General features: G+C 70.9%; 18 protein-coding genes and 1 pseudogene. 14 read left to right on the top strand and 5 right to left on the bottom strand.

Annotated features, from left to right (window positions below; translation table 11 throughout):
- The first annotated feature begins 186 nt into the window (after positions 1–186).
- Positions 187–1869: a BACON domain-containing protein gene (locus tag ABD355_RS40510; RefSeq protein ID WP_344406206.1), complete on the top strand. Its 1683-nt coding sequence runs from the start codon at positions 187–189 to the stop codon at positions 1867–1869.
- Positions 1870–1881: 12 nt separating this feature from the next.
- Here the strand turns inward: ABD355_RS40510 and ABD355_RS40505 are convergent, their stop codons facing one another.
- Positions 1882–2757, bottom strand: coding sequence for a DUF3109 family protein (locus ABD355_RS40505; protein WP_344406204.1), 876 nt, complete (start codon positions 2755–2757; stop codon positions 1882–1884).
- A gap of 71 nt (positions 2758–2828) precedes the next feature.
- On the opposite strand from ABD355_RS40505, the gene ABD355_RS40500 reads away from it, so the two are divergent.
- From ABD355_RS40500 to ilvD, 4 genes are all read left to right on the top strand, one after another.
- Positions 2829–3761 carry a Ppx/GppA family phosphatase gene (locus ABD355_RS40500; protein WP_344406203.1) on the top strand — a complete coding sequence of 311 codons (933 nt, stop codon included), beginning with the start codon at positions 2829–2831 and terminating at the stop codon, positions 3759–3761.
- A 146-nt stretch (positions 3762–3907) separates the two neighbouring features.
- On the top strand, positions 3908–4729 hold the full coding sequence (locus ABD355_RS40495) for a sugar phosphate isomerase/epimerase family protein (protein WP_344406202.1): 822 nt from the start codon (positions 3908–3910) through the stop codon (positions 4727–4729).
- Complete coding sequence (locus ABD355_RS40490) at positions 4726–5340, top strand: TetR/AcrR family transcriptional regulator (protein ID WP_344406200.1); 615 nt, start codon at positions 4726–4728, stop codon at positions 5338–5340. Before ABD355_RS40495 ends, ABD355_RS40490 begins: the two co-directional genes overlap by 4 nt.
- A 127-nt stretch (positions 5341–5467) precedes the next feature.
- On the top strand, positions 5468–7321 hold the full coding sequence (gene ilvD, locus ABD355_RS40485; RefSeq protein ID WP_344406199.1) for a dihydroxy-acid dehydratase: 1854 nt from the start codon (positions 5468–5470) through the stop codon (positions 7319–7321).
- A 51-nt stretch (positions 7322–7372) separates the two neighbouring features.
- On the opposite strand, the gene ABD355_RS40480 is transcribed toward ilvD, so the two are convergent.
- The gene (locus ABD355_RS40480) at positions 7373–9487 is read right to left on the bottom strand and encodes a protein kinase domain-containing protein (protein WP_344406198.1); all 2115 of its coding nucleotides are present in this window, start codon (positions 9485–9487) and stop codon (positions 7373–7375) included.
- 180 nt (positions 9488–9667) lie between these two features.
- On the opposite strand from ABD355_RS40480, the gene ABD355_RS40475 reads away from it, so the two are divergent.
- The 5 genes and pseudogenes from ABD355_RS40475 (at position 9668) to ABD355_RS40455 (ending at position 13777) form a co-directional block, all read left to right on the top strand.
- A complete protein-coding gene (locus ABD355_RS40475; RefSeq protein ID WP_344406197.1) occupies positions 9668–9994 on the top strand; it encodes an SH3 domain-containing protein in 327 nt (108 codons plus the stop codon).
- A 321-nt stretch (positions 9995–10315) separates the two neighbouring features.
- Positions 10316–11554, top strand: coding sequence for an IS110 family RNA-guided transposase (locus ABD355_RS40470; protein ID WP_344406195.1), 1239 nt, complete (start codon positions 10316–10318; stop codon positions 11552–11554).
- Between the two features lie 63 nt (positions 11555–11617).
- A pseudogene (locus ABD355_RS40465) lies at positions 11618–11865 on the top strand (SH3 domain-containing protein).
- Positions 11866–11909: 44 nt separating this feature from the next.
- A complete protein-coding gene (locus ABD355_RS40460; RefSeq protein WP_344406194.1) occupies positions 11910–12413 on the top strand; it encodes an EamA/RhaT family transporter in 504 nt (167 codons plus the stop codon).
- Positions 12414–13009: 596 nt separating this feature from the next.
- Positions 13010–13777: a class I SAM-dependent methyltransferase gene (locus ABD355_RS40455; RefSeq protein WP_344406193.1), complete on the top strand. Its 768-nt coding sequence runs from the start codon at positions 13010–13012 to the stop codon at positions 13775–13777.
- On the opposite strand, the gene ABD355_RS40450 is transcribed toward ABD355_RS40455, so the two are convergent.
- A complete protein-coding gene (locus tag ABD355_RS40450) occupies positions 13741–15174 on the bottom strand; it encodes a SulP family inorganic anion transporter (RefSeq protein WP_344406192.1) in 1434 nt (477 codons plus the stop codon). The two genes, ABD355_RS40455 and ABD355_RS40450, sit on opposite strands and share 37 nt — an antisense overlap.
- Positions 15175–15424: 250 nt before the next feature.
- Here ABD355_RS40450 and ABD355_RS40445 point away from each other — a divergent pair, with 250 nt between their 5' ends.
- From ABD355_RS40445 to proC, 3 genes are all read left to right on the top strand, one after another.
- On the top strand, positions 15425–16258 hold the full coding sequence (locus tag ABD355_RS40445) for an ABC transporter ATP-binding protein (RefSeq protein ID WP_344406191.1): 834 nt from the start codon (positions 15425–15427) through the stop codon (positions 16256–16258).
- Entirely contained in the window at positions 16255–17049 is a 795-nt protein-coding gene (locus ABD355_RS40440) for an ABC transporter permease (RefSeq protein WP_344406190.1), read from the top strand. Before ABD355_RS40445 ends, ABD355_RS40440 begins: the two co-directional genes overlap by 4 nt.
- Positions 17050–17336: 287 nt before the next feature.
- Positions 17337–18149, top strand: a complete 813-nt coding sequence (gene proC, locus ABD355_RS40435; protein WP_344406189.1) for a pyrroline-5-carboxylate reductase — start codon at positions 17337–17339, stop codon at positions 18147–18149.
- A 232-nt stretch (positions 18150–18381) separates the two neighbouring features.
- Here proC and ABD355_RS40430 read toward each other — a convergent pair whose 3' ends face one another.
- A complete protein-coding gene (locus tag ABD355_RS40430; RefSeq protein WP_344406188.1) occupies positions 18382–18969 on the bottom strand; it encodes a cysteine hydrolase family protein in 588 nt (195 codons plus the stop codon).
- 74 nt (positions 18970–19043) lie between these two features.
- Here ABD355_RS40430 and ABD355_RS40425 point away from each other — a divergent pair, with 74 nt between their 5' ends.
- The gene (locus ABD355_RS40425; protein WP_344406187.1) at positions 19044–20066 is read left to right on the top strand and encodes a GlxA family transcriptional regulator; all 1023 of its coding nucleotides are present in this window, start codon (positions 19044–19046) and stop codon (positions 20064–20066) included.
- Here the strand turns inward: ABD355_RS40425 and trpS are convergent.
- Complete coding sequence (gene trpS, locus ABD355_RS40420) at positions 19994–21031, bottom strand: tryptophan--tRNA ligase (protein WP_344406186.1); 1038 nt, start codon at positions 21029–21031, stop codon at positions 19994–19996. The genes ABD355_RS40425 and trpS overlap by 73 nt on opposite strands.
- Between the last annotated feature and the right edge of the window lie 832 nt (positions 21032–21863).

The raw sequence follows: 21863 nt of genomic DNA, 5'->3' as shown, positions 1-21863 counted from the left end.
GGCGCGGACACTCGCCGCGCGCCGACCGGACACATGATCCGACACTCCGCGAACCGGCCATCACCGTCGGTAACCAGCCACGGAACAGGCGGTTCCTGTACCCGATTGAGGGATCGTTTCACCCGTATGGATTAAAAGTGCTCAAGGAGGAAGAAGGGTTCATCCCGAGCCGCCTACGGTCCACGGATGAGCAGCAGCCCGGAGACCTCGCCCCGCATCACCGGCGCAGACCAGGCGCGCCGGGAGGCACGTGACCGTGCCGCTGCGCGCACGCTCGCGCAGCGGCCGCCCGGGCGTTACGAGCCGTATCTGGACGGGCTGTTCACCTACTGCCTGTCGGTGCTGTGCGACCACGACGCCGCGACCGCGGCCCTGGGCGAGGCCCTCGCGCTCGCCGAGAAGCGACGTGGGCCCCAGGCGCCGGGGGACCGCCGAGCCTGGCTGTACGCACTGGCCCGCTGGGCCTGTCTGCGCAAGCTGGCCGAGGCCAAGCAGAAACGTCAGGGCACGCACGCGGCGGGTCGGCACAGCTCCGAGAAGCAGCGGCCGGCGGAGCCCCCCGTCGCCGAGGAGATCCAGGAGGAGCGCCGCCGCGAACTCGCCCTGCTGGCCTGGCCGGAGGCCGCCGGCACCAGCCCGGAGCAGCGCGAGGCGCTCGAACTCGCCGTACGGCACCACCTCGCCGCCCACGAGGTCGCCGCCGTCCTGGGCCTCGGCCTGGCCACCGCCCGCGAACTGCTGGCCTGTGCCGCCTGCGAGGTGGAGCGCACGCGCGCGGCCCTCGCCGTCGTCGAGACCGGCGGCTGCCCGGACGTCGCCCGGCTCACCGGCGACAACCAGCTGGTGCTCAGCTCCGCCCTGCGCAAGGAGCTCGTCCGGCACGTCGACGACTGCCCGCGATGTCGCCGCAGCGCCGAGCGCGCCATCCCCGGCCGCTGGCCCGGTGCGACGATCACCCCCGCCGAGCTGCCCGTCCTCGAGGCGCCCCGCGCGGCCCTGCACATGGCGGTCACCCATCAACCACGCGCGCGTGGCGGCGCTCTTCCCCGGTTCGACCGGCGCGGATTCCCGATGGACCCCAAGGACCGCGCCGCCCGCCGCGACCGCCTACGCGCGCGTGCCGTCACGACGACGGTCGTCGCCACCGTGGTGGCAGCCCCCGTGTTCGCCCTGTGGGCCGCCTACCGGGGCTCCCCGGCCGAGGGCGCGGACGGCCGCTCCGCCACCGCCAGCGAGGCGCACGGCCCGGTCGGCCTGGGCGGCGAGGCGTCCGGCGGCGGCTACGAGAACGCCGGCAACGCCAGCCTTAGGCCCGGCGGCGACTTCGGCAGAGGCCACAGACGGCCCGACATCTCCGTGGAGGTCATCAGCGTCACCGGCCTCAGCGGGAAGAGCGCCGGACACCTCCAGGTGTCGGCAGGCCACGACGGCGACACCACGCTCGTCACCCTCACCGCGACCGGACCCGCGCCCGTGCACTGGTCCGCGTCGACCGGAGCCGCCTGGCTCTACCTCAGCCAGTCCTCGGGAACGCTCGCACCCGGCGAATCGTTGACGATCAAGGTGTACGTCGACCATCTGCGCGAGCCGTCCGGCCCGTGGAGCGCACACGTGGCCCTCTCACCGTCCGGGGCCGTCGTCTCCATCGAGGGCTATGGCGCCGTACCCAGCCCGACCGCACCCGGCCCGAGCAGCCCCGCCACCCCGCCGCCCTCCTCGGACCCGGCACCGACCCCGACCGCCTCGGACCCCACCCCGAGCGCCCCGCCCTCGTCCCCCGGCCCTGACCCCACCCCCACCGACACCGCCCCGTCCGACCCGACACCACCGGCCGCCGACAGCGGGAACCCGAGCCCTACGGCGTCGTGAGCGCGGCCCGGGTCAGTCGACCGGGTCCGCCGGATGCGGCGCGACCAGCGGCAGCTGCGCGGCCAGGCGCTGCTCGCACAGCTCCACGAGGCGGTCGTAGCCGGCCTTGCCCATCAGCTCGGTCAGCTCCGGCCGGTAGGACACGTACACCGGGTCGCCCGCGCCGTGCGCCGAGGTCGCCGACGTGCACCACCAGTGCAGGTCGTGGCCGCCCGGGCCCCAGCCCCGGCGGTCGTACTCACCGATCGACACCTGCAGCACACGGGTGTCGTCGGGCCGGTCGATCCAGTCGTACGTCCGCCGCACCGGCAGCTGCCAGCACACGTCCGGCTTGGTCTCCAGCGGCTCGCGGCCCTCCTTCAGGGCCAGGATGTGCAGCGAGCAGCCCGCGCCGCCCGCGAACCCGGGCCGGTTCTGGAAGATGCAGGAGCCCTGGAAGGGACGGGTCTGACGGTCGCCGTCCTCGTCCTCGGAGACCCAGCCGTGCTTGCTGCCCTCGTCATGGTGCTGCCAGATGTCGGGCGTGAGCCTCGCCACATGCCCGGCGACGCGCTTCTCGTCGTCCTCGTCGGAGAAGTGGGCGCCCAGCGTGCAGCACCCGTCGTCCGCGCGGCCCGCCTGGATGCCCTGGCAGCCGCTGCCGAAGATGCAGTTCCAGCGAGAGGTGAGCCATGTCAGATCGCAGCGGAAGACCTGCTCGTCGTCCGCCGGATCAGGGAACTCCACCCACGCGCGCGCGAAGTCGAGGCCCTTCTCGTCCGCTTCCCTGGCCTTCTTCGACAGCTTCGCCGACTGCGGTGGCTTCGCCTGCGAAGAACCCTTGGCGGACTCGGCTGCCGTGGCAGCCTTGGCAGCCTTGTCGTCCTTCGCCCTTTTCGTCTTTGGCACAGGACCAGCGTACGGGTCTCGCGGCGCCATCCCATACGGAGGACCGCCCAGGTGGCAGTAGCGTTCCGTACATGAGACTCGGTGTCCTCGACGTGGGATCGAACACGGTGCATCTGCTGGTGGTGGATGCGCACCCTGGCGCGCGCCCGCTGCCCGCGCACTCGCACAAGGCGGAGCTGCGCCTTGCCCAACTGCTCGACGAGAGCGGAGCGATCGGCCCCGAGGGGATCGACAAACTGATCGCCGTCGTCCACGAGTGCCTGCAGGCCGCCGAGGACAAGGGCGTCGAGGACGTGCTCCCCTTCGCGACCTCCGCCGTGCGCGAGGCCAGCAACGCCGACGACGTCCTCGCGCGCGTGCAGGCCGAGACCGGCGTCGAGCTGCAGGTCCTCTCCGGCGAGGAGGAGGCCCGGCTCACCTTCCTCGCCGTCCGCCGCTGGTTCGGCTGGTCCGCGGGCAAGCTGCTCGTCCTCGACATCGGCGGCGGCTCCCTGGAGATCGCCTACGGCATCGACGAGGAGCCCGACGCGGCCGTCTCCCTCCCGCTCGGCGCCGGCCGCCTCACCGCCGGCTGGCTGCCCGGCGACCCACCGGACCCGGAGTCCATACGGTCCCTGCGCCGCCACGTTCGCGCCCAGATCGCCCGCACGGTCGGTGAGTTCGCCCGCTTCGGCGCCCCGGATCATGTCGTGGCCACGTCGAAGACCTTCAAGCAGCTCGCCCGTATCGCCGGTGCGGCGAGGTCGACGGAGGGCCTTTACGTCCAGCGCGACCTGAAACGCGAGTCCCTGGAGGCCTGGGTCCCCCAGCTCGCAGGCATGTCGGCGTCCCAGCGCGCAGAACTCCCGGGCGTGAGCGAGGGCCGAGCGGGCCAGATACTGGCGGGCGCGTTGGTGGCAGAGGGCGCGATGGACCTGTTCGGAGTGGAGAGCCTGGAAATCTGCCCCTGGGCCCTGAGGGAGGGCGTGATCCTGCGTCGTCTGGACCACATGGCGTCGGCGTAGCTGCCGTCAGGGGCGCGGAGCTGTGACATTAGCGACTCCGTCGCGGGGCGCGAACAACCACAACGCGCCCGTACTCGCCCGTGGCGAACCCCACAACGGCGAATAGGCGCACGGCCACAGCCAACCGCACCCCGTAACCTGTCGGCATGGCGGAGCCAGTCTGCATCCCGGATGCGAAGGTCGCGCTGTCCACGGCCTCCGTGTACCCGGAGTCCACGGCGACGGCCTTCGAGATCGCCGCGCGCCTCGGGTACGACGGCGTCGAGGTCATGGTGTGGACCGACCCGGTCAGCCAGGACATCGAGGCGCTGCGCAGACTCAGCGACTACCACCGCATCCCGATCCTCGCCGTGCACGCCCCCTGCCTGCTCATCACGCAGCGGGTGTGGTCCACCGACCCGTGGACCAAGCTCCAACGCGCCCAGGCGGCCGCCGAGAAGCTCGGGGCGACCACGGTCGTCGTCCACCCCCCGTTCCGCTGGCAGCGCCAGTACGCCCGTGACTTCGTCACCGGAATCTGGCGCATGGCGAACGAGACGGACGTGCGGTTCGCCGTGGAGAACATGTACCCCTGGCGCTACCGCGACCGCGAGATGCTCGCGTACGCCCCCGACTGGGACGTGACGAAGGAGGACTACCGGCACTTCACGATCGACCTCAGTCACAGCGCCACGGCCCGCTCCGACGCGCTGCACATGGTCGACCGCATGGGCGACCGCCTCGGCCATGTCCACCTCGCCGACGGCAGGGGATCGGCCAAGGACGAGCACCTCGTCCCCGGCCGCGGCAACCAGCCCTGCGCCGAGCTGCTGGAACGTCTCGCCCTGACCGGCTTCGACGGTCACGTCGTCATCGAGGTCAACACCAGGCGCGCCATGTCCGGCGCCGAACGCGAGGCCGATCTGGCGGAGGCGCTGGCCTTCACCCGCCTCCACCTGGCCTCCGCGGTGCGGGTGCCCAGACCGTGACCGAGGCCCCCGACCCGACCGCGCGCCGCCGTGGCCGGCGCCCCCGTACGGAGTCCGCCGACACCCGCGACCGCATCCTGGCCGTGGCCCGCGAGGAGTTCTCCGAGCGCGGGTACGAGAAGACGTCCGTGCGGGGCATCGCCAAGGCGGCCGGCGTGGACTCGGCGCTGGTGCACCACTACTTCGGCACCAAGGAGCAGGTCTTCGAGGCCGCGATCGAGGTCGCCTTCGCGCCCGCGCTGAACGCGCCGGAGGCCCTCGCCGACGGTCCGACGGACGGCGTCGGCGAGCGGCTCACCCGCTTCATCTTCGGCATCTGGGAGAACCCCACCACCCGAACACCCCTGCTGGCGATCGTGCGCTCCGCCGTCAACAACGAGGCCGCCGCCGCCGTCTTTCGCCGGCTGGTCGCCTCCCAGCTGCTGCGGCGCGTCGCCGCCCAGCTGGACCGGCCGGACGCGGAGCTGCGCGCCGAGCTGGCGGCCGCGCAGCTGGTGGGATGCGCGATGCTGCGATACGTGATCAAGGTGGACCCGCTGGCGTCGGCGGACGTGGAGCAGATCATCGCGCGGGTGGCGCCGGTGGTGCAGGGGCACCTGACCGGGCCCTGACCCCCCGATGCGCGGTCCCTGCCCTGTGAACGAGACACACGTCCCGCATTCCGGACACAGTGTCCATCCCTTGGAGCAACGGGCGTACGCTCGACTCAGTCAGAACTCTCCGAAGGAGCGAGCGACGATGCCCGAGCTGAGGTCCCGCACAGTCACCCACGGCCGCAACATGGCGGGCGCCCGCGCCCTTATGCGCGCCTCCGGTGTACCCGGCGCGGACATCGGCCGCAAGCCGATCATCGCGGTCGCCAACTCCTTCACGGAGTTCGTGCCGGGCCACACCCATCTGCAGCCGGTCGGCCGGATCGTCAGCGAGGCGATCACCGAGGCGGGCGGCATCCCGCGCGAGTTCAACACGATCGCCGTGGACGACGGCATCGCGATGGGCCACGGCGGCATGCTGTACTCCCTGCCCTCCCGCGACCTGATCGCGGACAGCGTGGAGTACATGGTCGAGGCGCACTGCGCCGACGCCCTGGTCTGCATCTCCAACTGCGACAAGATCACGCCCGGCATGCTGATGGCGGCGCTGCGCCTGAACATCCCGACGGTCTTCGTCTCCGGCGGCCCCATGGAGGCCGGCCGCGCCACCCTCGTCGACGGCACGGTCCGCACGCTCGACCTGGTCGACGCGATCTCGGACGCCGTGAACGACAAGATCTCGGACGAGGACATCCTCCGTATCGAGGAGAACGCCTGTCCGACCTGCGGCTCCTGCTCCGGCATGTTCACCGCCAACTCGATGAACTGCCTGACCGAGGCCATCGGCCTCTCACTGCCCGGCAACGGCTCCGTCCTGGCCACCCACACGGCCCGCAAGCAGCTCTACGTCGACGCTGCCCGCACCGTCATGGACATCACCCGCCGCTACTACGAGCAGGACGACGACACGGTCCTGCCGCGCTCGATCGCGACCTTCTCCGCCTTCGAGAACGCGATGGCCCTCGACATCGCGATGGGCGGCTCGACGAACACGATCCTGCACCTGCTGGCCGCGGCCCAGGAGGCGGGCGTCCCGTTCGGCCTGGAGGAGATCAACGAGGTCTCGCGGCGCGTGCCATGCCTGGCGAAGGTCGCGCCGAACGTCGCGAAGACCCGCACGTACTACATGGAGGACGTGCACCGCGCCGGCGGCATCCCGGCCCTGCTGGGCGAACTGCACCGCGCCGGTCTCCTCAACGAGGACGTGCACGCGGTGCACAGCCCGTCCCTGGCGGACTGGCTGAAGACGTGGGACGTGCGAGGCGGCTCCCCGTCCCCCGAGGCCGTGGAACTGTGGCACGCGGCCCCCGGCTGCGTCCGTTCCGCCGAGGCCTTCTCCCAGTCCGAGCGCTGGGAGGCGCTGGACGAGGACGCGGCGGAGGGCTGCATCCGCTCCGCCGAGCACGCGTACTCCAAGGACGGCGGCCTCGCGGTCCTCAAGGGCAACCTCGCCGTCGACGGCTGCGTGGTCAAGACGGCGGGCGTCGACGAGTCGATCTGGACCTTCGAGGGCCCGGCGGTCGTCTGCGAGTCGCAGGAGGAGGCCGTCGAGAAGATCCTCAACAAGCAGGTGACCGACGGCGATGTCGTGGTCATCCGCTACGAGGGCCCCAAGGGCGGCCCGGGCATGCAGGAGATGCTCTACCCGACGTCCTTCCTCAAGGGCCGCGGCCTCGGCAAGACCTGCGCCCTGATCACCGACGGCCGCTTCTCCGGCGGCACCTCGGGCCTCTCGATCGGCCACGCCTCCCCGGAGGCGGCCTCCGGCGGCACGATCGCCCTCGTCGAGGACGGCGACCGCATCCGCATCGACATCCCGAACCGCACGATCGAGCTCCTGGTCGACCAGGCCGAGCTCGCCCGCCGCGAGCAGGCCCTGGGCGGCGTGTACGCGCCCAAGAACCGGGAGCGCAAGGTGTCGGCGGCCCTGCGGGCCTACGCGGCGATGGCGACCAGCGCGGACAAGGGCGCGGTGCGGGACGTGTCGAAGCTGGGCTGAGGTTGTTCGTGCAGTGAGGGGCCGTCTCTTCGGGGCGGCCTCTTTCGCGTGCTACCAGGCCGCCGGACTGCGGGCGTCCACGGCGAAGACGGTCCCGTCGGGCGCGGTGGCGTAGACATGGCCGTCGGCGAGGACGGGCGCGGGGATGGTGTCCATCACCTGGTCCTGGTTCCTGCCCAGACGGGCCGGAGTCTGCCCTTCCAGGATCCCCTTGCGGGCGTCCACCGCGAGCAGCCGTCCGTCGGCGGCACTGACGTAGACATGGCGGCCGTCGGAGACCGGTGCCGATCCCCGGCTCACCGAGGTCTCGATGGTCCACAGCTCCTTGCCCGTGCCCGTGTCGACGGCCGCCAGGGAGCCACCGGTGGCCAGCAGCTGGACCACGCCCTCGCGTACGCCGGCACGGGCGCTCGTCAGAGGGAGGGGAAGCGCCGCTCTCCGCGTCGACCCGGACCGCGGGTCGTAGCGGACCACCGCCTGCGTATCGCCGTAGACCCTGTCGACGGCCGTGAAGAAAACGGAGCCGCCCGAGGAGCCGCAGGGCTGCAGGGCGCCCTTCAGCCGGGCGTCCCACCGCACCTCACCCCTGACGGGATCCACGGCACTGACGCGCGTGCTCGACCCGTCGCCGGAGACGCTCGCCAGGTACGCCGTCGGATCACCGGCGAAGGAGGAGAAGGCCAGCGCCGTTTGCCCCGGTATCGCCCGGGACCACCTGGTGGTGCCGGACGCGCTGTCCACGCCGGTGACCTTGCCGTCCGCACGGACCAGCAGAAGCATGCTCCCGACCGGCTGCACCGAGTCGTACGCCGGCACCTTCCGCTCCCAGCGCGCCTTGCCGGAGGCGGGATCGAGCGCCTCCAGACGCCGGCCCCGGTCGGCGAGGGGCAGCTGTACGAGACCGCCCGACAGGACCGGCGGAGCGATCCAACGGGTGGTGTCGGTGCGGTGGCGCCACAGCAGAGCGCCGTCCGAGGGGTCGAGGGCGAACACCAGGCCGGGCTGGGCGCAGAGCAGCTTTCCCGCTCCGTACGAACAGCGGACCGGCCCCTCGCTCCCGGACACGGGCTTCGCCGTCCACGGACGGAACCCCGCGGGGGACGCGGTGGGCGCCGTGCCGTGTGACGGGGCGGGTGCGTCACCGAGCAGTTGATCCGTGGCGAACAGCCCGCCCGCCATGAGCACGAGCGCCCCGGCCGCCAGCAGCACCTTCTTGCGCAGGCGTCCCTTGGACGGCCGCTGCGGCACCGACTCCGGCTCCTCGATGAGGGGTTCCGGAGCCGGCGGGGCCTCGACCGTCCGCCGCTGCGCCGGTATGAACGCCTGCGTGTCGTACGAGGCCGCAACCGACCGCAGTTCACGCATCAGCTCGTCCGGGGTGGGCCGGTCCTCGGGCTCCTTGGCGAGGCAGCGCAGGACGAGCGGCGAAAGGTCCTCCGCTACGCCGGTCAGGTCCGGCTCGTCGTGCACGACCTGGTAGGCGACCACGTATGGGCTGTCGGAGTCGAAGGGGCCGCGGCCCGTCGCCGCATGCACCAGCACGGACCCGAGCGCGAAGATGTCGGCGGCGGGCCCGACCTCCCGGGGCCGCCGGAACTGCTCGGGCGCCATGAACGGCGGAGTACCGATCAATTTCCCGGTCTCGGTCCGCAGCTCGCTGTCCTTTGGCCGAGAAATACCGAAGTCGATGACCTTGGGACCGTCCTCGGCGAGCAGCACATTGCTCGGTTTCAGATCCCGGTGCACCACCCCGACCCGATGGATGTCGCGCAGTGCCTCGGCCAGTCCCGCCATCAGCCGGCGCAGCTGGGCCGGGGGCATCGGCCCGTTCCGCTTCACATGGTCGGAGAGGGTCGGTCCCGGAATGAACAGTGTGGCCATCCACGGCCGTTCCGCTTCGGGATCGGCGTCGACGACGGACGCCGTGAAGGCACCGCTCACCCGTCGCGCCGCCGCCACCTCCTGCCGGAAACGCCCTCTGAACTCGGGGTCCTTGGCGAACTCGGCGTGCACGACCTTCACCGCGAGCTTCATGCCGGAGGTGCTCCGCGCGAGGTGCACGACACCCATGCCGCCCGAGCCCAGACATGACTCCAGGCGATAGTGACCGGCGTACTCGGGAAGTTCCGCTTCCGCGCCCGCTCCGTTGTTCTGCTGCGGCGCCATGGAACCACCCCCGTACTGTTCGTCCGCGCGCGACGCACGGAGCCTAGTCGATGACTCGTGCGATACGGAGGCGGCTTGCTAGCGTTCGCGTGCCAGTTACGTACGCGTGTTTCATGGCGCGTTTTAGGGGAATGAACGGGACCCCATGGCTTTCATGGGGCACAACGGGGGAGGTTTTTCATGTCTGTTGACCGCATCGACGAGGCCGCGAGAGACGAGGGGGAGGCCGTCACGACGGCCGCCGCCGTCACGACGTCCGTGCGCTACTACTCGGTGGCACCGGGCGTCCGCCTCAATGTCCGCAGCGGCCCGGGGACCCAGTACAGCATCGTCCGGATCCTGCCCGAAGGCGCGAAGGTCCCGATCTACTGCCAGACCCCGGGGACCTGGGTGTCGGGTCCGTACGGCACCTCGGACATCTGGGACAACATCGACGACAGCCAGTTCGTCTCGGACGCCTACGTCCTCACCGGCAGCGACGGCTACGTGGCCCCGCGCTGCGGCTGATCCCCGAAGGGAGCCCGCGCCCGCCCCGGAGACGTGGGTCCGCCCTTTCCGGGGCGCGGCCGGTGCCCTTCTCATGGCGGGTTAGTAATCCGAGCCCCTGGTGGGGCCACCCTGAGCGGGTGAAAATCGGGTGGGTGGCCGTCCGGCGGACGTCGAGCCGCAATGGCGTGATCGAGCCCGAGGGTTAGTAGGACGCTGGGGGTCGCTCGACAGGCACCCGGAAGTGTTGCTCCGAGCACGCGTATTAGAGTCTTCCGCCTGCCGGACCCCTGCCGGGCGGTCGCGTGCTCGCGGCCGTCGTCGGGAGGGGGTGCCGGGGCAATGGAAGTGCTGCACGAGCGCTGTGCGGGGATCGACATCAGCAAGGCGGACGTGAAGGTCACGATCCGTGTTCCCGGGCCCGGCAAACGGCGCCGCAAGGAGACCCGGACCTTCTCCACCATGACCCGCGACCTGCTGGCGATGCGGGACTGGCTGCTGGCCGAGGGCGTCACCCTGGTCGGGATGGAGGCCACCGGCATCTACTGGAAGCCGATCTTCTACCTGCTGGAACACGACATCGAATGCTGGTTGCTCAACGCCCGTCACATGAAGGCGGTGCCGGGCCGGAAGACCGACGTCAAGGACGCCGAGTGGATCGCCGAGCTGGTCGAACACGGTCTGGTCCGCCCCTCGTTCGTGCCGCCCGAGCCGATCCGGCAGTTGCGCGACCTCACGCGGTATCGCACCGAGGTGATCCGCGAGCGCACCCGCGAGGCCCAGCGGCTGGAGAAGCTCCTGGAGGACGCCGGGATCAAGCTGTCGTCCGTGGTCTCCGACATCCTCGGTGTCTCCGGCCGGGCGATGCTGGAGGCGCTGATCCGCGGCGAGCGTGACCCGCAGGTCCTGGCGGAGATGGCCAGGGGCAGCATGCGCGGCAAGCGTTCGGTCCTGGTCGAGGCGTTGACCGGACGGTTCGGCGACCATCACGCTTTTCTCGCCCGGACCATGCTGGACCGCGTCGATGCCTGCACGGCCACCGAGGCCCGGCTGACCGAGCGGATCGAGCAGCAGGTGGCGCCCTTTCGCCGCCAGCTCGCCCTGCTGGTGACCATTCCCGGCGTGAGCCCGCGCACCGCCCCGGTCATCCTGGCCGAGACCGGCGCGGACATGGGCCGGTTCGGCAGCGCGGCCCACCTGGCCTCCTGGGCCGGTGTCTGCCCCGGCAACCACGAATCGGCCGGCAAACAGCCCACCGGGAAGACCCGGCACGGCAACCCGTGGCTCAAGGCGGTGCTCGGCCAGACCGCGGTCTCCGCCGCCCGCTCCAAGAACACCTACCTTGCCGCCCGGTACCGACGGATCGCCGCCCGCCGCGGCAAGAAGCGCGCCCTGGTCGCCGTCGAGCACTCGGTGCTGATCGCGATGTGGCACATGCTGATCCACGACATCGAGTACGCCGACCTCGGCGGCCAGTACTTCCTCGAACGTACCGGCCGCGCCCGGCAGACCCGGCGCCTGGTGAGCCAGCTCAACCAACTCGGTTACCAAGTCACCCTCCAGACAGCTGAGGCCGCATGAACTGCGGGAACGGATAGGCAGCGGGGATTTTCGTATTAGGCGACCACGGCGGACGCGACGACCGTGCCCACTTACCCGACGGTTCCAGGGGTGCGGCTGAACGTTCGCGGTGGACCCGGCACGAACTACACCATCGTGCGGGTCCTGCCCGCGGACACAAGGGTCCCGATCTACTGCCAGAGGCCGGGCACGACGTCTCGGGCTACTACGGCACATCGAACATCCGGGACAACATCGACAGCGGCGAATACGTCTCCGACACCTGCGCCAACACCGGCAGCGACGGCTACGTAGCCTCCCGCTGCGGCTGATCCCCGAAGGGAGCCCGCGCCCGCCCCGGAGCCATAATCGTCCCGTGAGCGACGAAACCGGCACCGAGGGCACCGCGGGCTCCACCGGCGGTCCCCGCCCAGAACCCCTGCGCTTCTTCGGCACCACCTGGGTGAACCACGACAACGGCTACACATCCCGCCGCGTCGGGGTGGCCGCCGGTTCCCTCGTGACCGCCGCCGCCTCCTGCGTGGTCCTCCGTCTCGCCTACCAGGGCCTCCAACTCGCCGACAGCGGCGCCTTCGTGGCCGTGCTCATCGTGGTCATGTTCGCGATCTGCAGCGCCCTCGCCTTCCGCAACACCTGGGACGGCTTCGGAAAGCGCCCCGACCCCTCCCGCCAGGCCTCCCTCCGCGGCCTCCTGGCCATCGGCTTCGTCGGCTCCCTCCTCGCCTACTTCTTCCGCTCCCTCACGGAGGCCCCCGGCGAAAAACTCCACCGGGAGGAGTACGAGGCAGCCCTCACCCAACACAAGAACCGCACCACCCGCCGCACAGGCAACCCGTCGAAGAAACGCCGGCGTTCCTGAGAGGTCCCCTCCGGTCGGCTGGCGGCGGGCGGTTGGGAGCGACGGGCTTGGTTTGGCCGGGGGTTGATCGACGGGGGCTGCCGGGCTTGCTCGGCCGGGGCCTGATGGGGCGGGGCACTGGCTTGCTCGGGGCTGACGAGCCGAGGGCGCTGGGCTTGGCCTGGCCAGGAGCGAATCGGCCGGCAGCTCCGCGGGTTCGGTTCGGCTGGGGCTGATCTGCCGGGCGCTGCCGAGCTCGGCTCACTCTGCGACGAACAGCCTGGGGCGATCGGCTGGGTGGTGCTGAGCTCCGGCCCCGGCGAGTGCTGGGCTCGGCTCGGCGGGGGCGTTTCGCGAGGCGCCGCTGGGCTCCGCCCGTACCGGTCCAACATGCCCGCAGGTTCGCCCCAGGCAGTGTTGCCGGCGCGCGCACGGAGTTGAACGGATCGTCGAAGCTACGGCTGTCATCGGCCGCCGCCCCGCGGTGCAGTCCGGCCCGCGGCCTCAGCCAGGCATCGCGCAACCCGGCGCGCAGGACAGACCCCCGCCCGGCAGAGCGAGGTTCTCTCACCGAAAACTCCCTGCCCCCTGCACCCAACCCACGCCACCATGGCCTGATGACCGCCTCGCAGCCCACCCGCGCCCACTCCTTCAACGCCGCCGCAGCCCAGTACGCCGCCAACCGCCCCTCCTACCCAGCGGCCCTCTTCGACGCCATCGAGGATCTGGCCGGCCAGCCCCTCAAGGGCGCCCGCGTCGCGGACATCGGCGCCGGCACCGGCATCGCGACCGCGCTTCTGGCCGCCCGTGGCGCGGACGTCGTCGCCGTGGAGCCCGGCGACGGGATGGCCGTCGAGTTCCGCCGCGCCCACCCCGGCCTCCCGATGGTCCGGGGCAACGGCAACGAGCTGCCGCTCGCCACCGCCTCCGCCGACCTCCTCACCTACGCCCAGGCCTGGCACTGGACCGAGCCCGCCCGCTCGGTCCCGGAGGCCCTGCGTGTACTGCGGCCGGGCGGAGCGCTGGCCCTGTGGTGGAACACGACTGACGTCGGCGTCCCGTGGCAGGCTGCCCAAGCGGGCCGCCTGGAGCGCCACTTCGGCATCAGGCGGGAGGTCGACAGGACCGGCAACGGAGCCCCCACCTCTCTCGCCGACCCGACCGGCGTCCTCGACTTCACCCGCCGTCATGTCCGCTGGAGCCGCCCGGTCACCATCGACACGCACCTCGCCAACATCGGCAGCCACTCGATGTTCCTCGTGCAGAGCGAGGAACGCCGGGCGGCCATCCTCGGCGACGAGCGCGACCACCTGCTCGCCGCCTTCCCGGACGGGATCCTGGAGGAGACCTACGTCGTCGACCTGCTCGTGGCCATCAACTCATGACCCCGCGCGGCGGCCCACCCCTCCAGGGCCGCCGCACACGCATGGTCCACATGCCGCAGCCCGCCCAACTCCAGCCGCACCTCCCGGTCGTGCGGCAGTGCCTCCAAGGCGTCCAGCAGCTTCGGCAGCCGCAGGAACGTCGCATGCCCCAGCACCCGTACGACGATCCCCGCCTCGCCCCGGTCCTCGGTCTCCACATGCACATGGCTGATGTCCCACGCCGTCTTCACCACGGCCAGCGTCAGACCCACCAACACCCCCTCCAGCAGATTCCCCAGCACGATCGCCACAGCCGTCACCGCCAGCACCACGACCTCCCCGCGGTGCTCGCGCCACAGCACCCGCACCTCCCGCACCGGCAGGAGCCTGCACCCGGCGTGCACCAGCAGCGCGGCCAGGGCCGCCACCGGAATCAGTCCGAGCACCCCGGGCAGGACGACCGTGAACAGCAGCAGCCACCCCCCGTGCAGCACCCGCGAAGCCTTGGTCCGCGCCCCCGCCTGCACGTTGGCCGCGCTGCGCACGATCACCGCGGTCATCGGCAACGCCCCCAGCACCCCGCACACCGCGTTCCCCGCGCCCTGCGCCATCAGCTCCCGGTCGAAGTCCGTCCGCGGCCCCCGGTGCTGCCGGTCCACGGCCGCCGCGCTGAACAACGACTCCGCCGACGCGATCAAAGCGAACGCCACAACGGTCCCGATCACCCCCACTTCCGTAAGCCGCCCGAAGTCCGCCGCCCCCGGTACCCGCACCGCATCGACGAGCCCCCGCACCTCGACCCGCCGCACATCCGGGCCGAACACCCCGGTCACCGCCGACACCACCGCCACCGCGACCAACGGCGCAGGCACCACCCGCGCCCCCCTGCGCCAACGCGGCCACAGCAGCAGTACGGCCATAGTGGCACCCGCCACTGACAACGCCCCCGCATCCACCCGCCCGGGCAGCCACACCAGCCCGGCGATCTTCCCCGGCCCGCTCGCCGGCGCGGCCGCGTCGCCCATCGCGTACACCTGACCGGCGACCAGGAGCAGCCCGATCCCGGCTAGCATCCCCTGCACCACGGCCACGGACACGGCCCGGAACCACCGCCCGAGCCGTAGCGCCCCGAGCCCCAGCTGCACCAGCCCGGCCCCCAACACCAGCACGCCGAGCGCCTGGACGCCGTACGTGTCGACGGCCTCGTGGACGAGCACCGTCAGCCCGGCCGCCGGCCCGCTCACCTGCAGGCTGCTGCCGGGCAGTGCCCCGGCGACCAGCCCGCCGACGATCCCGGTGACCAGCCCCAGCTCGGCGGGGACTCCGGACGCGATGGCCACGCCCACACACAGCGGCAGTGCGACCAGGAAGACGACCAGTGAAGCGAACAGATCGGCCTTGCGTATGCGACAGCGCATGACAACAGCACCTCCGTCGGATGAGGGGAGATGCGTGGGCGCCGAGCCGGGGGAGGGCACGGCGAAGTGAAATCCATTGTCAGGAGCGGGAGTTGGCTCCGCATCCGGTTCGCGTTTCCGGCCGGTGAATGCGGAGGCGTGCGGACCGGACCCTCCACCTCCGATCGCGCCGTCACGCGCCTGCGCCGCCGAACGCACCCCCTGAGGGAATCGCTTGACGGCGCCGCCACCCCGGAGCATTATTCATCACATGATGAATTACTCCGAAGGCGGCACCGCGGACCCCCCTGCTCCCGCCGTCCGAGCCGAAGGCCTCACCGTCACCCGCGGCCCCCGCACCGTCCTGCGCGGCCTCGACTTCACCGTCCCGCGCGGCCAGATCACCGGCCTCCTCGGCCCCTCCGGCTGTGGCAAGTCGACCCTCATGCGTTCGATCGTCGGCACCCAGGCCAAGGTCACCGGCACCCTGGAGGTCCTGGGCAGCCCGGCCGGCCACCCCACCCTGCGCACCCGCATCGGCTACGTCACCCAGGCTCCCTCCGTCTACGACGACCTGACGGTCCGCCAGAACCTCGACTACTTCGCGGCGATCCTCGCCCCGGGCCTCCCCCACGCTCGAATGGGCTCGCGCGGGGGCGCCCCCATCGCCTCCGACCGCCGCCACGAGATCGACCGTGTCCTCACCGACGTCGACCTCACCTCCCACGCCGACGCCCTCGCCGGCAACCTCTCCGGCGGCCAGCGCAACCGCGTCTCCCTGGCAGTCGCCCTGCTGGGCACCCCCGAACTCCTGGTCCTCGACGAACCCACCGTCGGCCTGGACCCGGTCCTCCGCCGCGACCTGTGGACCCTCTTCCACTCCATCGCCGCCGACCGCGGCGCGACCCTCCTCATCTCCTCCCACGTCATGGACGAGGCCGAGCGCTGCCACCGCCTCCTGCTGATGCGCGAGGGCGAGATCCTCGCCGACGACACCCCCGAAGCCCTGCGCACCCGCACCGGCTCCGAAACGGTCGAGGCGGCCTTCCTGCACCTGGTCGACGAGGCGGCCACCGCCGCCCGTGAGAAGGAGACCACCCGATGACCACGACGACGACCACGACCGGTACGGCGACGACACCCGCCCCCACCGGCGCCCTGAACGCCTCGCGCACCGCCGCCACCGCGGCCCGGGTCCTGCGCCAGCTGCGCCACGACCCGCGCACCATCGCGCTGATGATCCTCGTCCCCTGCGTGATGCTGTTCCTGCTCCGCTACGTCTTCGACGGCAGCCCGCGCACCTTCGACAACATCGGCGCCTCACTCCTCGGCATCTTCCCCCTCATCACGATGTTCCTGGTCACGTCGATCGCCACGCTGCGCGAACGCACCTCGGGCACCCTCGAACGCCTCCTCGCCATGCCGCTGGGCAAAGGCGACCTGATCGCGGGCTACGCCCTCGCCTTCGGCGCCCTCGCGATCATCCAGTCCGCCCTGGCCACGGGCCTCGCGGTCTGGTCCCTCGGCCTGGACGTCACGGGCAGCCCCTGGCTGCTCCTTCTGGTCGCCCTCCTGGACGCCCTCCTCGGCACCGCCCTCGGCCTCTTCGTCTCGGCCTTCGCCGCCTCCGAATTCCAGGCGGTCCAGTTCATGCCGGCCGTGATCTTCCCCCAGCTCCTCCTCTGCGGCCTTTTCACCCCGCGCGACAACATGCACCCGGCCCTGAAAGCGATCTCCGACGTCCTGCCCATGTCCTACGCCGTGGACGGCATGAACGAGGTCCTCAAACACACCGACATGACCACCACCTTCATCCGAGACACCCTGATCGTGGCCGGCTGCGCCCTGCTGGTCCTGGGCTTGGGCGCGGCCACACTGAGGCGAAGGACGGCATGAACCTCGTCACCGCGGCCCGCTCGCTTTCTCCTGGGCGGTCCGGATCTTTCAGCCCGTCCGGCGTTTGAGGACGAGGCCGTTCAGGCCGATGGGGGTCCAGGGGGCGCAGCCCCTGGCGAGGTCGAAGGGGCGGAGCCCCTGGGACGGGACGGGTAAGGGCGGCGGGGGCGAGAAACCCGACGGGAACCCACCCGCCAACATCCCGCCCACCGGACAGCCGAGCCACCCACCCACCCCCGGTGCGACGATGTACCCCGGACGACGCACCCCCGGAGGGCACCCCAGCCATGACCCAGAAAGTCGCAGTCCTCGGCACCGGCAAGATCGGCGAAGCCCTGCTCAGCGGAATGATCCGCGGCGGCTGGGCCCCCGCCGACCTCCTGGTCACCGCCCGCCGCCCGGAGCGAGCCGAAGAACTCCGCACCCGCTACGGCGTCTCCCCGGTCACCAACCCGGAAGCCGCCAAGACCGCCGACACCCTGATCCTCACGGTCAAGCCGCAGGACATGGGCACCCTCCTCGACGAACTCGCCCCCCACGTCCCCGCCGACCGCCTGGTCATCAGCGGAGCCGCCGGCATCACCACCGCCTCCATCGAGGACCGCCTCGCCACCGGCACCCCGGTCGTCCGCGTCATGACGAACACCCCCGCCCTCGTCGACGAGGCCATGTCCGTCATCTCCGCCGGCAGCCACGCCACCGCCGACCACCTCGCCCACGCCGAGGAGATCTTCGGCGCCGTCGGCAAGACGCTGCGCGTCCCCGAGTCCCAGCAGGACGCCTGCACCGCCCTCTCCGGCTCCGGCCCGGCGTACTTCTTCTACCTGGTCGAAGCCATGACGGACGCCGGCATCCTGCTCGGCCTGCCCCGCGACAAGGCCCATGACCTGATCGTCCAGTCCGCGATCGGCGCCGCGACGATGCTCCGCGACAGCGGCGAACACCCGGTCAAGCTCCGCGAGAACGTCACGTCCCCCGCGGGCACGACCATCAACGCCATCCGCGAACTCGAGAACCACGGTGTCCGAGCCGCCCTCATCGCAGCCCTCGAAGCCGCCCGCGACCGCAGCCGCGAACTCGCCGCCGGCAAGAAGGACTAGCGCCTGTCGTTTGGATCAGCCCGGCGTCGCGGGGTCTGGCACGCGCTCCCCCACTGCCTCAAGGGCGTGGGGGACCCCCAGCCGCCTAGTCGTCACTCGCCGACGCTCCGCGTCGACTCCCTCCTCCGCCTTGCAGCTGCACGCACCAGACCCCGCTCGGGCCAGCCGGGAAGCGCCGTCGGCTATAGACGACCTGATCCAAACGACAGGCCCTGGCGCCCGCCGGGGGCGGTCACCCCGCCGCGTCCACCACCTCCTTCGTGGCCACCACTCGCGCGAAACCGCCCCCGTGCAGCGACACCGCCGACGCCTGCGCAACCTCGTCGGCACTGCGCCGCCAGCCGAACGGCCCCTCCAGATCGAAGGTGTACGTCGCGTCATACGCGACCAGCACGTCGTAGCCCAGATTGCCGCCCATACGAGCCGTCGTCTCCACGCACATATTGGTCTGGATCCCGGCCACGACGATCTGCGAAATGCCCTCCGCCTTCAGCCAGGCACCCAGATCCGGCGTCCCGTAGAAGGCCGAGTTCACGGTCTTCGTGATCAACAGCTCGTCCCCACCAGCGCCCTTCCCGCGCCGCTGCTCCACATACTCCTTGAACCCGTTCCCCTCGTACCCCGGCCGCAGCGGCGACCGGGGCTTCGGCGAGTCATGCCGTACGAAAACGACCGGCCGCTCCGTCGCCTGCCACACGTCGATGAGCGAAGCGATGTTGTCATCGGCCTCCGGGTTGTTCCGCGGCCCCCAGAAGTCGGCCTCGTCGAAGCCCTTCTGCACGTCCACGACCACCAGCGCTGCGTTCTCTGCAATCTCCATGCCCACGATCCTCCTGCCGGGAGCACCACCGCCCCAGAGGGTGAAAAGTCAGCGATCGATGGTTTACTGCCACCATGGAGAACGCCGCAGTGGACCCCTATCGCGTCGCCCTCGTCGCCTTCCCCGGCATCCGCGCCTTCGACGTCTCCGTCATCACCGAGGTCTGGGGCACCGACCGCACCGACCGCGGCGCCCCCGCCTTCGACTTGCGCCGAGTCGCCGCCGACACCACCGCTCCCGTCCCCATGCGCGGAGACATCACCCTCCACCCCGACCGCACCCTCAGCTGGCTGTCCCGCGCCGACCTCATCGTGATCCCAGGCCTCGACGACCACCTCACACCCGCGCCGGCCCCCGTTCTCGACGCCCTCCGCCGCGCACACGCCCGCGGCACCACCATCGCGGCACTCTGCGGCGGCGCCTTCACCCTCGCCCAGGCCGGCCTCCTCGACGGCCGCCGCGCCATCACCCACTGGAACCTCGTCAGCCTCCTCCGCGCACACCACCCCCATGTCACCGTCGTCCCCGACGCCCTGTTCATCGAGGACGACAACCTCTGGACCGCTGCCGGCACCGCAGCCGGCATCGACCTCTGCCTCCACCTCGTCCGCCGGTCCCACGGCGCCGAAGCCGCAGCCACCATCGCCCGCTCGATGGTCACCGCCCCCTTCCGCACCGGCACCCAGGCGCAGTTCATCGAGCACCCCACACCCCCCGCCGACCGCGATGCCGACACCCTCGCCGCCGTACGCGAGCACGCCCTACGCCACCTGCACGAACCGCTCACCGTCGCCGACCTGGCCGCCCGCGCAGGCATGTCCCCACGCAGTTTCGCCCGCCACTTCACCGCGCAGACCGGCACGCCCCCGCTCCGCTGGCTCCTCGACCAGCGCATCGCCGCAGCGCAGAAACTCCTCGAACGCACCGACCTGCCCATGCCCGAAGTGGCCCGCCGCGCCGGCTTCGGCAGCGAGGTCACGATGCGCCAGCACTTCGCATCGCGCCTCGCCACCAGCCCGCGCGCCTACCGCGCCGCGTTCAGCACCACACCGGCACCGGTATCAGAACCAGCCGGCAGCAACCCGATCGCGCGATAAGCGGCATCGACGGTCGGCCGGGCCAACGCCCGCGCCCTCTCCGCACCATCCCGCAGCACCCCCTCCACATAGCCAGGATCAGCGCACAGCGCCCTGTGCCTCTCCTGTACGGGCCTGAGGAGCTCGACCACGGCCTCCGCGGTGTCCTTCTTCAAGGACCCGTACGACTCATATGCACCGCTCAAAGCCTCCGGGTTCCCACCCGTGCAGGCCGCCAGGATCTCCAGCAGATTCGTCACGCCGGGCCGCTCCTCCCGGTCGTACACGATCTCCCGCCCACTGTCGGTCACAGCCCGCATGACCTTCTTCCGCACCACGTCCGGCTCGTCGAGCAGATAGACGATCCCCGGCCCCGAGTCGTCCGACTTCCCCATCTTCGACGTCGGATCCTGCAGATTCATGACCCGCGCCGCGACCGCCGGGAGCGTGGCCTTCGGCACCACGAACGTATGCCCGTACCGCTGGTTGAACCGCACTGCCAGATCCCGCGTCAGCTCCACATGCTGCGCCTGGTCGTCCCCCACCGGCACCTCGTCCGTCCCGTACACCAGGATGTCCGCCGCCATCAGCACCGGATACGTCAACAGGGACAGCCGCACACTCCCACCCCGCTCGCGCTCGCGCGCAGCCTTCTCCTTGTACTGGATCATCCGCCGCATCTCACCGTCGGTCGCCACACACTCGAGGACGTACGACAGCCGCGCGTGCTCATCGACATGACTCTGTACGAACACGGTGCACAGCGCCGGATCCAGCCCCGCGGCCAGCAACAGCGTCGCCGCCTGCCGACTGAGCCTGCGCACCCGCGCCGGATCGTGGTCCACGGTCAGCGCATGCAGATCCACGATGCAGAACAGCGCGTCCGCCCGGTGCTGGTCCACCGCGGCCCACTGCCGCATGGCTCCCAGGTAGTTCCCCAGCGTCAGGTGCCCGGTCGGCTTGACCCCACTGAAAACCCGCGTCATCTCTTCTCCACCTCCTGGTCGAGACCGCCGTCCCGGCGGCCGGCCCTCAGGAGCTCTGGAGGGAGAAACGAGAACGGCCGCCGAGGCGGCGGCCGTTGAACGCATACGTGAGTACGGCCGCCGTCAGGCGGCCCACCACTGCTGGGTACACGTACGCGTAGTCATGACGCTCAGGGTACGCCTCTCGGGTGCGGCCCGGAGGCAAGTTGACACACCACCGCGCGCTACGTAGTGTTCTCCGAGTTGTCCGACGTGAGCGCCGACTGCGGTCGGTCCCCGGACAGCCACTTCGCAAGTACCAACCACTACTCGACGACCAGTCGATCCGTCTGGCGTCGCTTTATTGGCATGCGTATTTGCGAAATGAGGAATCCACGTTCGAAAGGACGCGGACCCCGATTAGCTCGGGGGCCGGGAATCCGCTAAAGTCTCACTCGTCGGAACGGCCCAACGGCCGGGAGGACAGCCCCTCTGACTGGGAGTCAGGCCCGAAAGGATCTGATAGAGTCGGAACCGCAGGAAAGGGAAACGCGAAAGCGGGAACCTGGAAAGCACCGAGGAAATCGGGACCGGAAACGGTCTGATAGAGTCGGAAACGCAAGACCGAAGGGAAGCGCCCGGAGGAAAGCCCGAGAGGGTGAGTACAAAGGAAGCGTCCGTTCCTTGAGAACTCAACAGCGTGCCAAAAATCAACGCCAGATATGTTGATACCCCGACACCGGGAAGCTTTTCCTGGTGGCGAGGTTCCTTTGAAATACACAGCGAGGATGCTGTGAACGGCCGGGCTTATTCCGCCCGGCGGTTCCGCTCTCGTGATGTGTCACCCGATCAC

The sequence above is a fragment of the Streptomyces longisporus genome (assembly GCF_039532765.1).
In the GTDB taxonomy this organism is placed as follows: Bacteria; Actinomycetota; Actinomycetes; order Streptomycetales; family Streptomycetaceae; genus Streptomyces; species Streptomyces longisporus.
The sequence above is the reverse complement of the archived record's forward strand: the minus strand, read 5'-3'. Positions and strand labels throughout refer to the sequence as shown.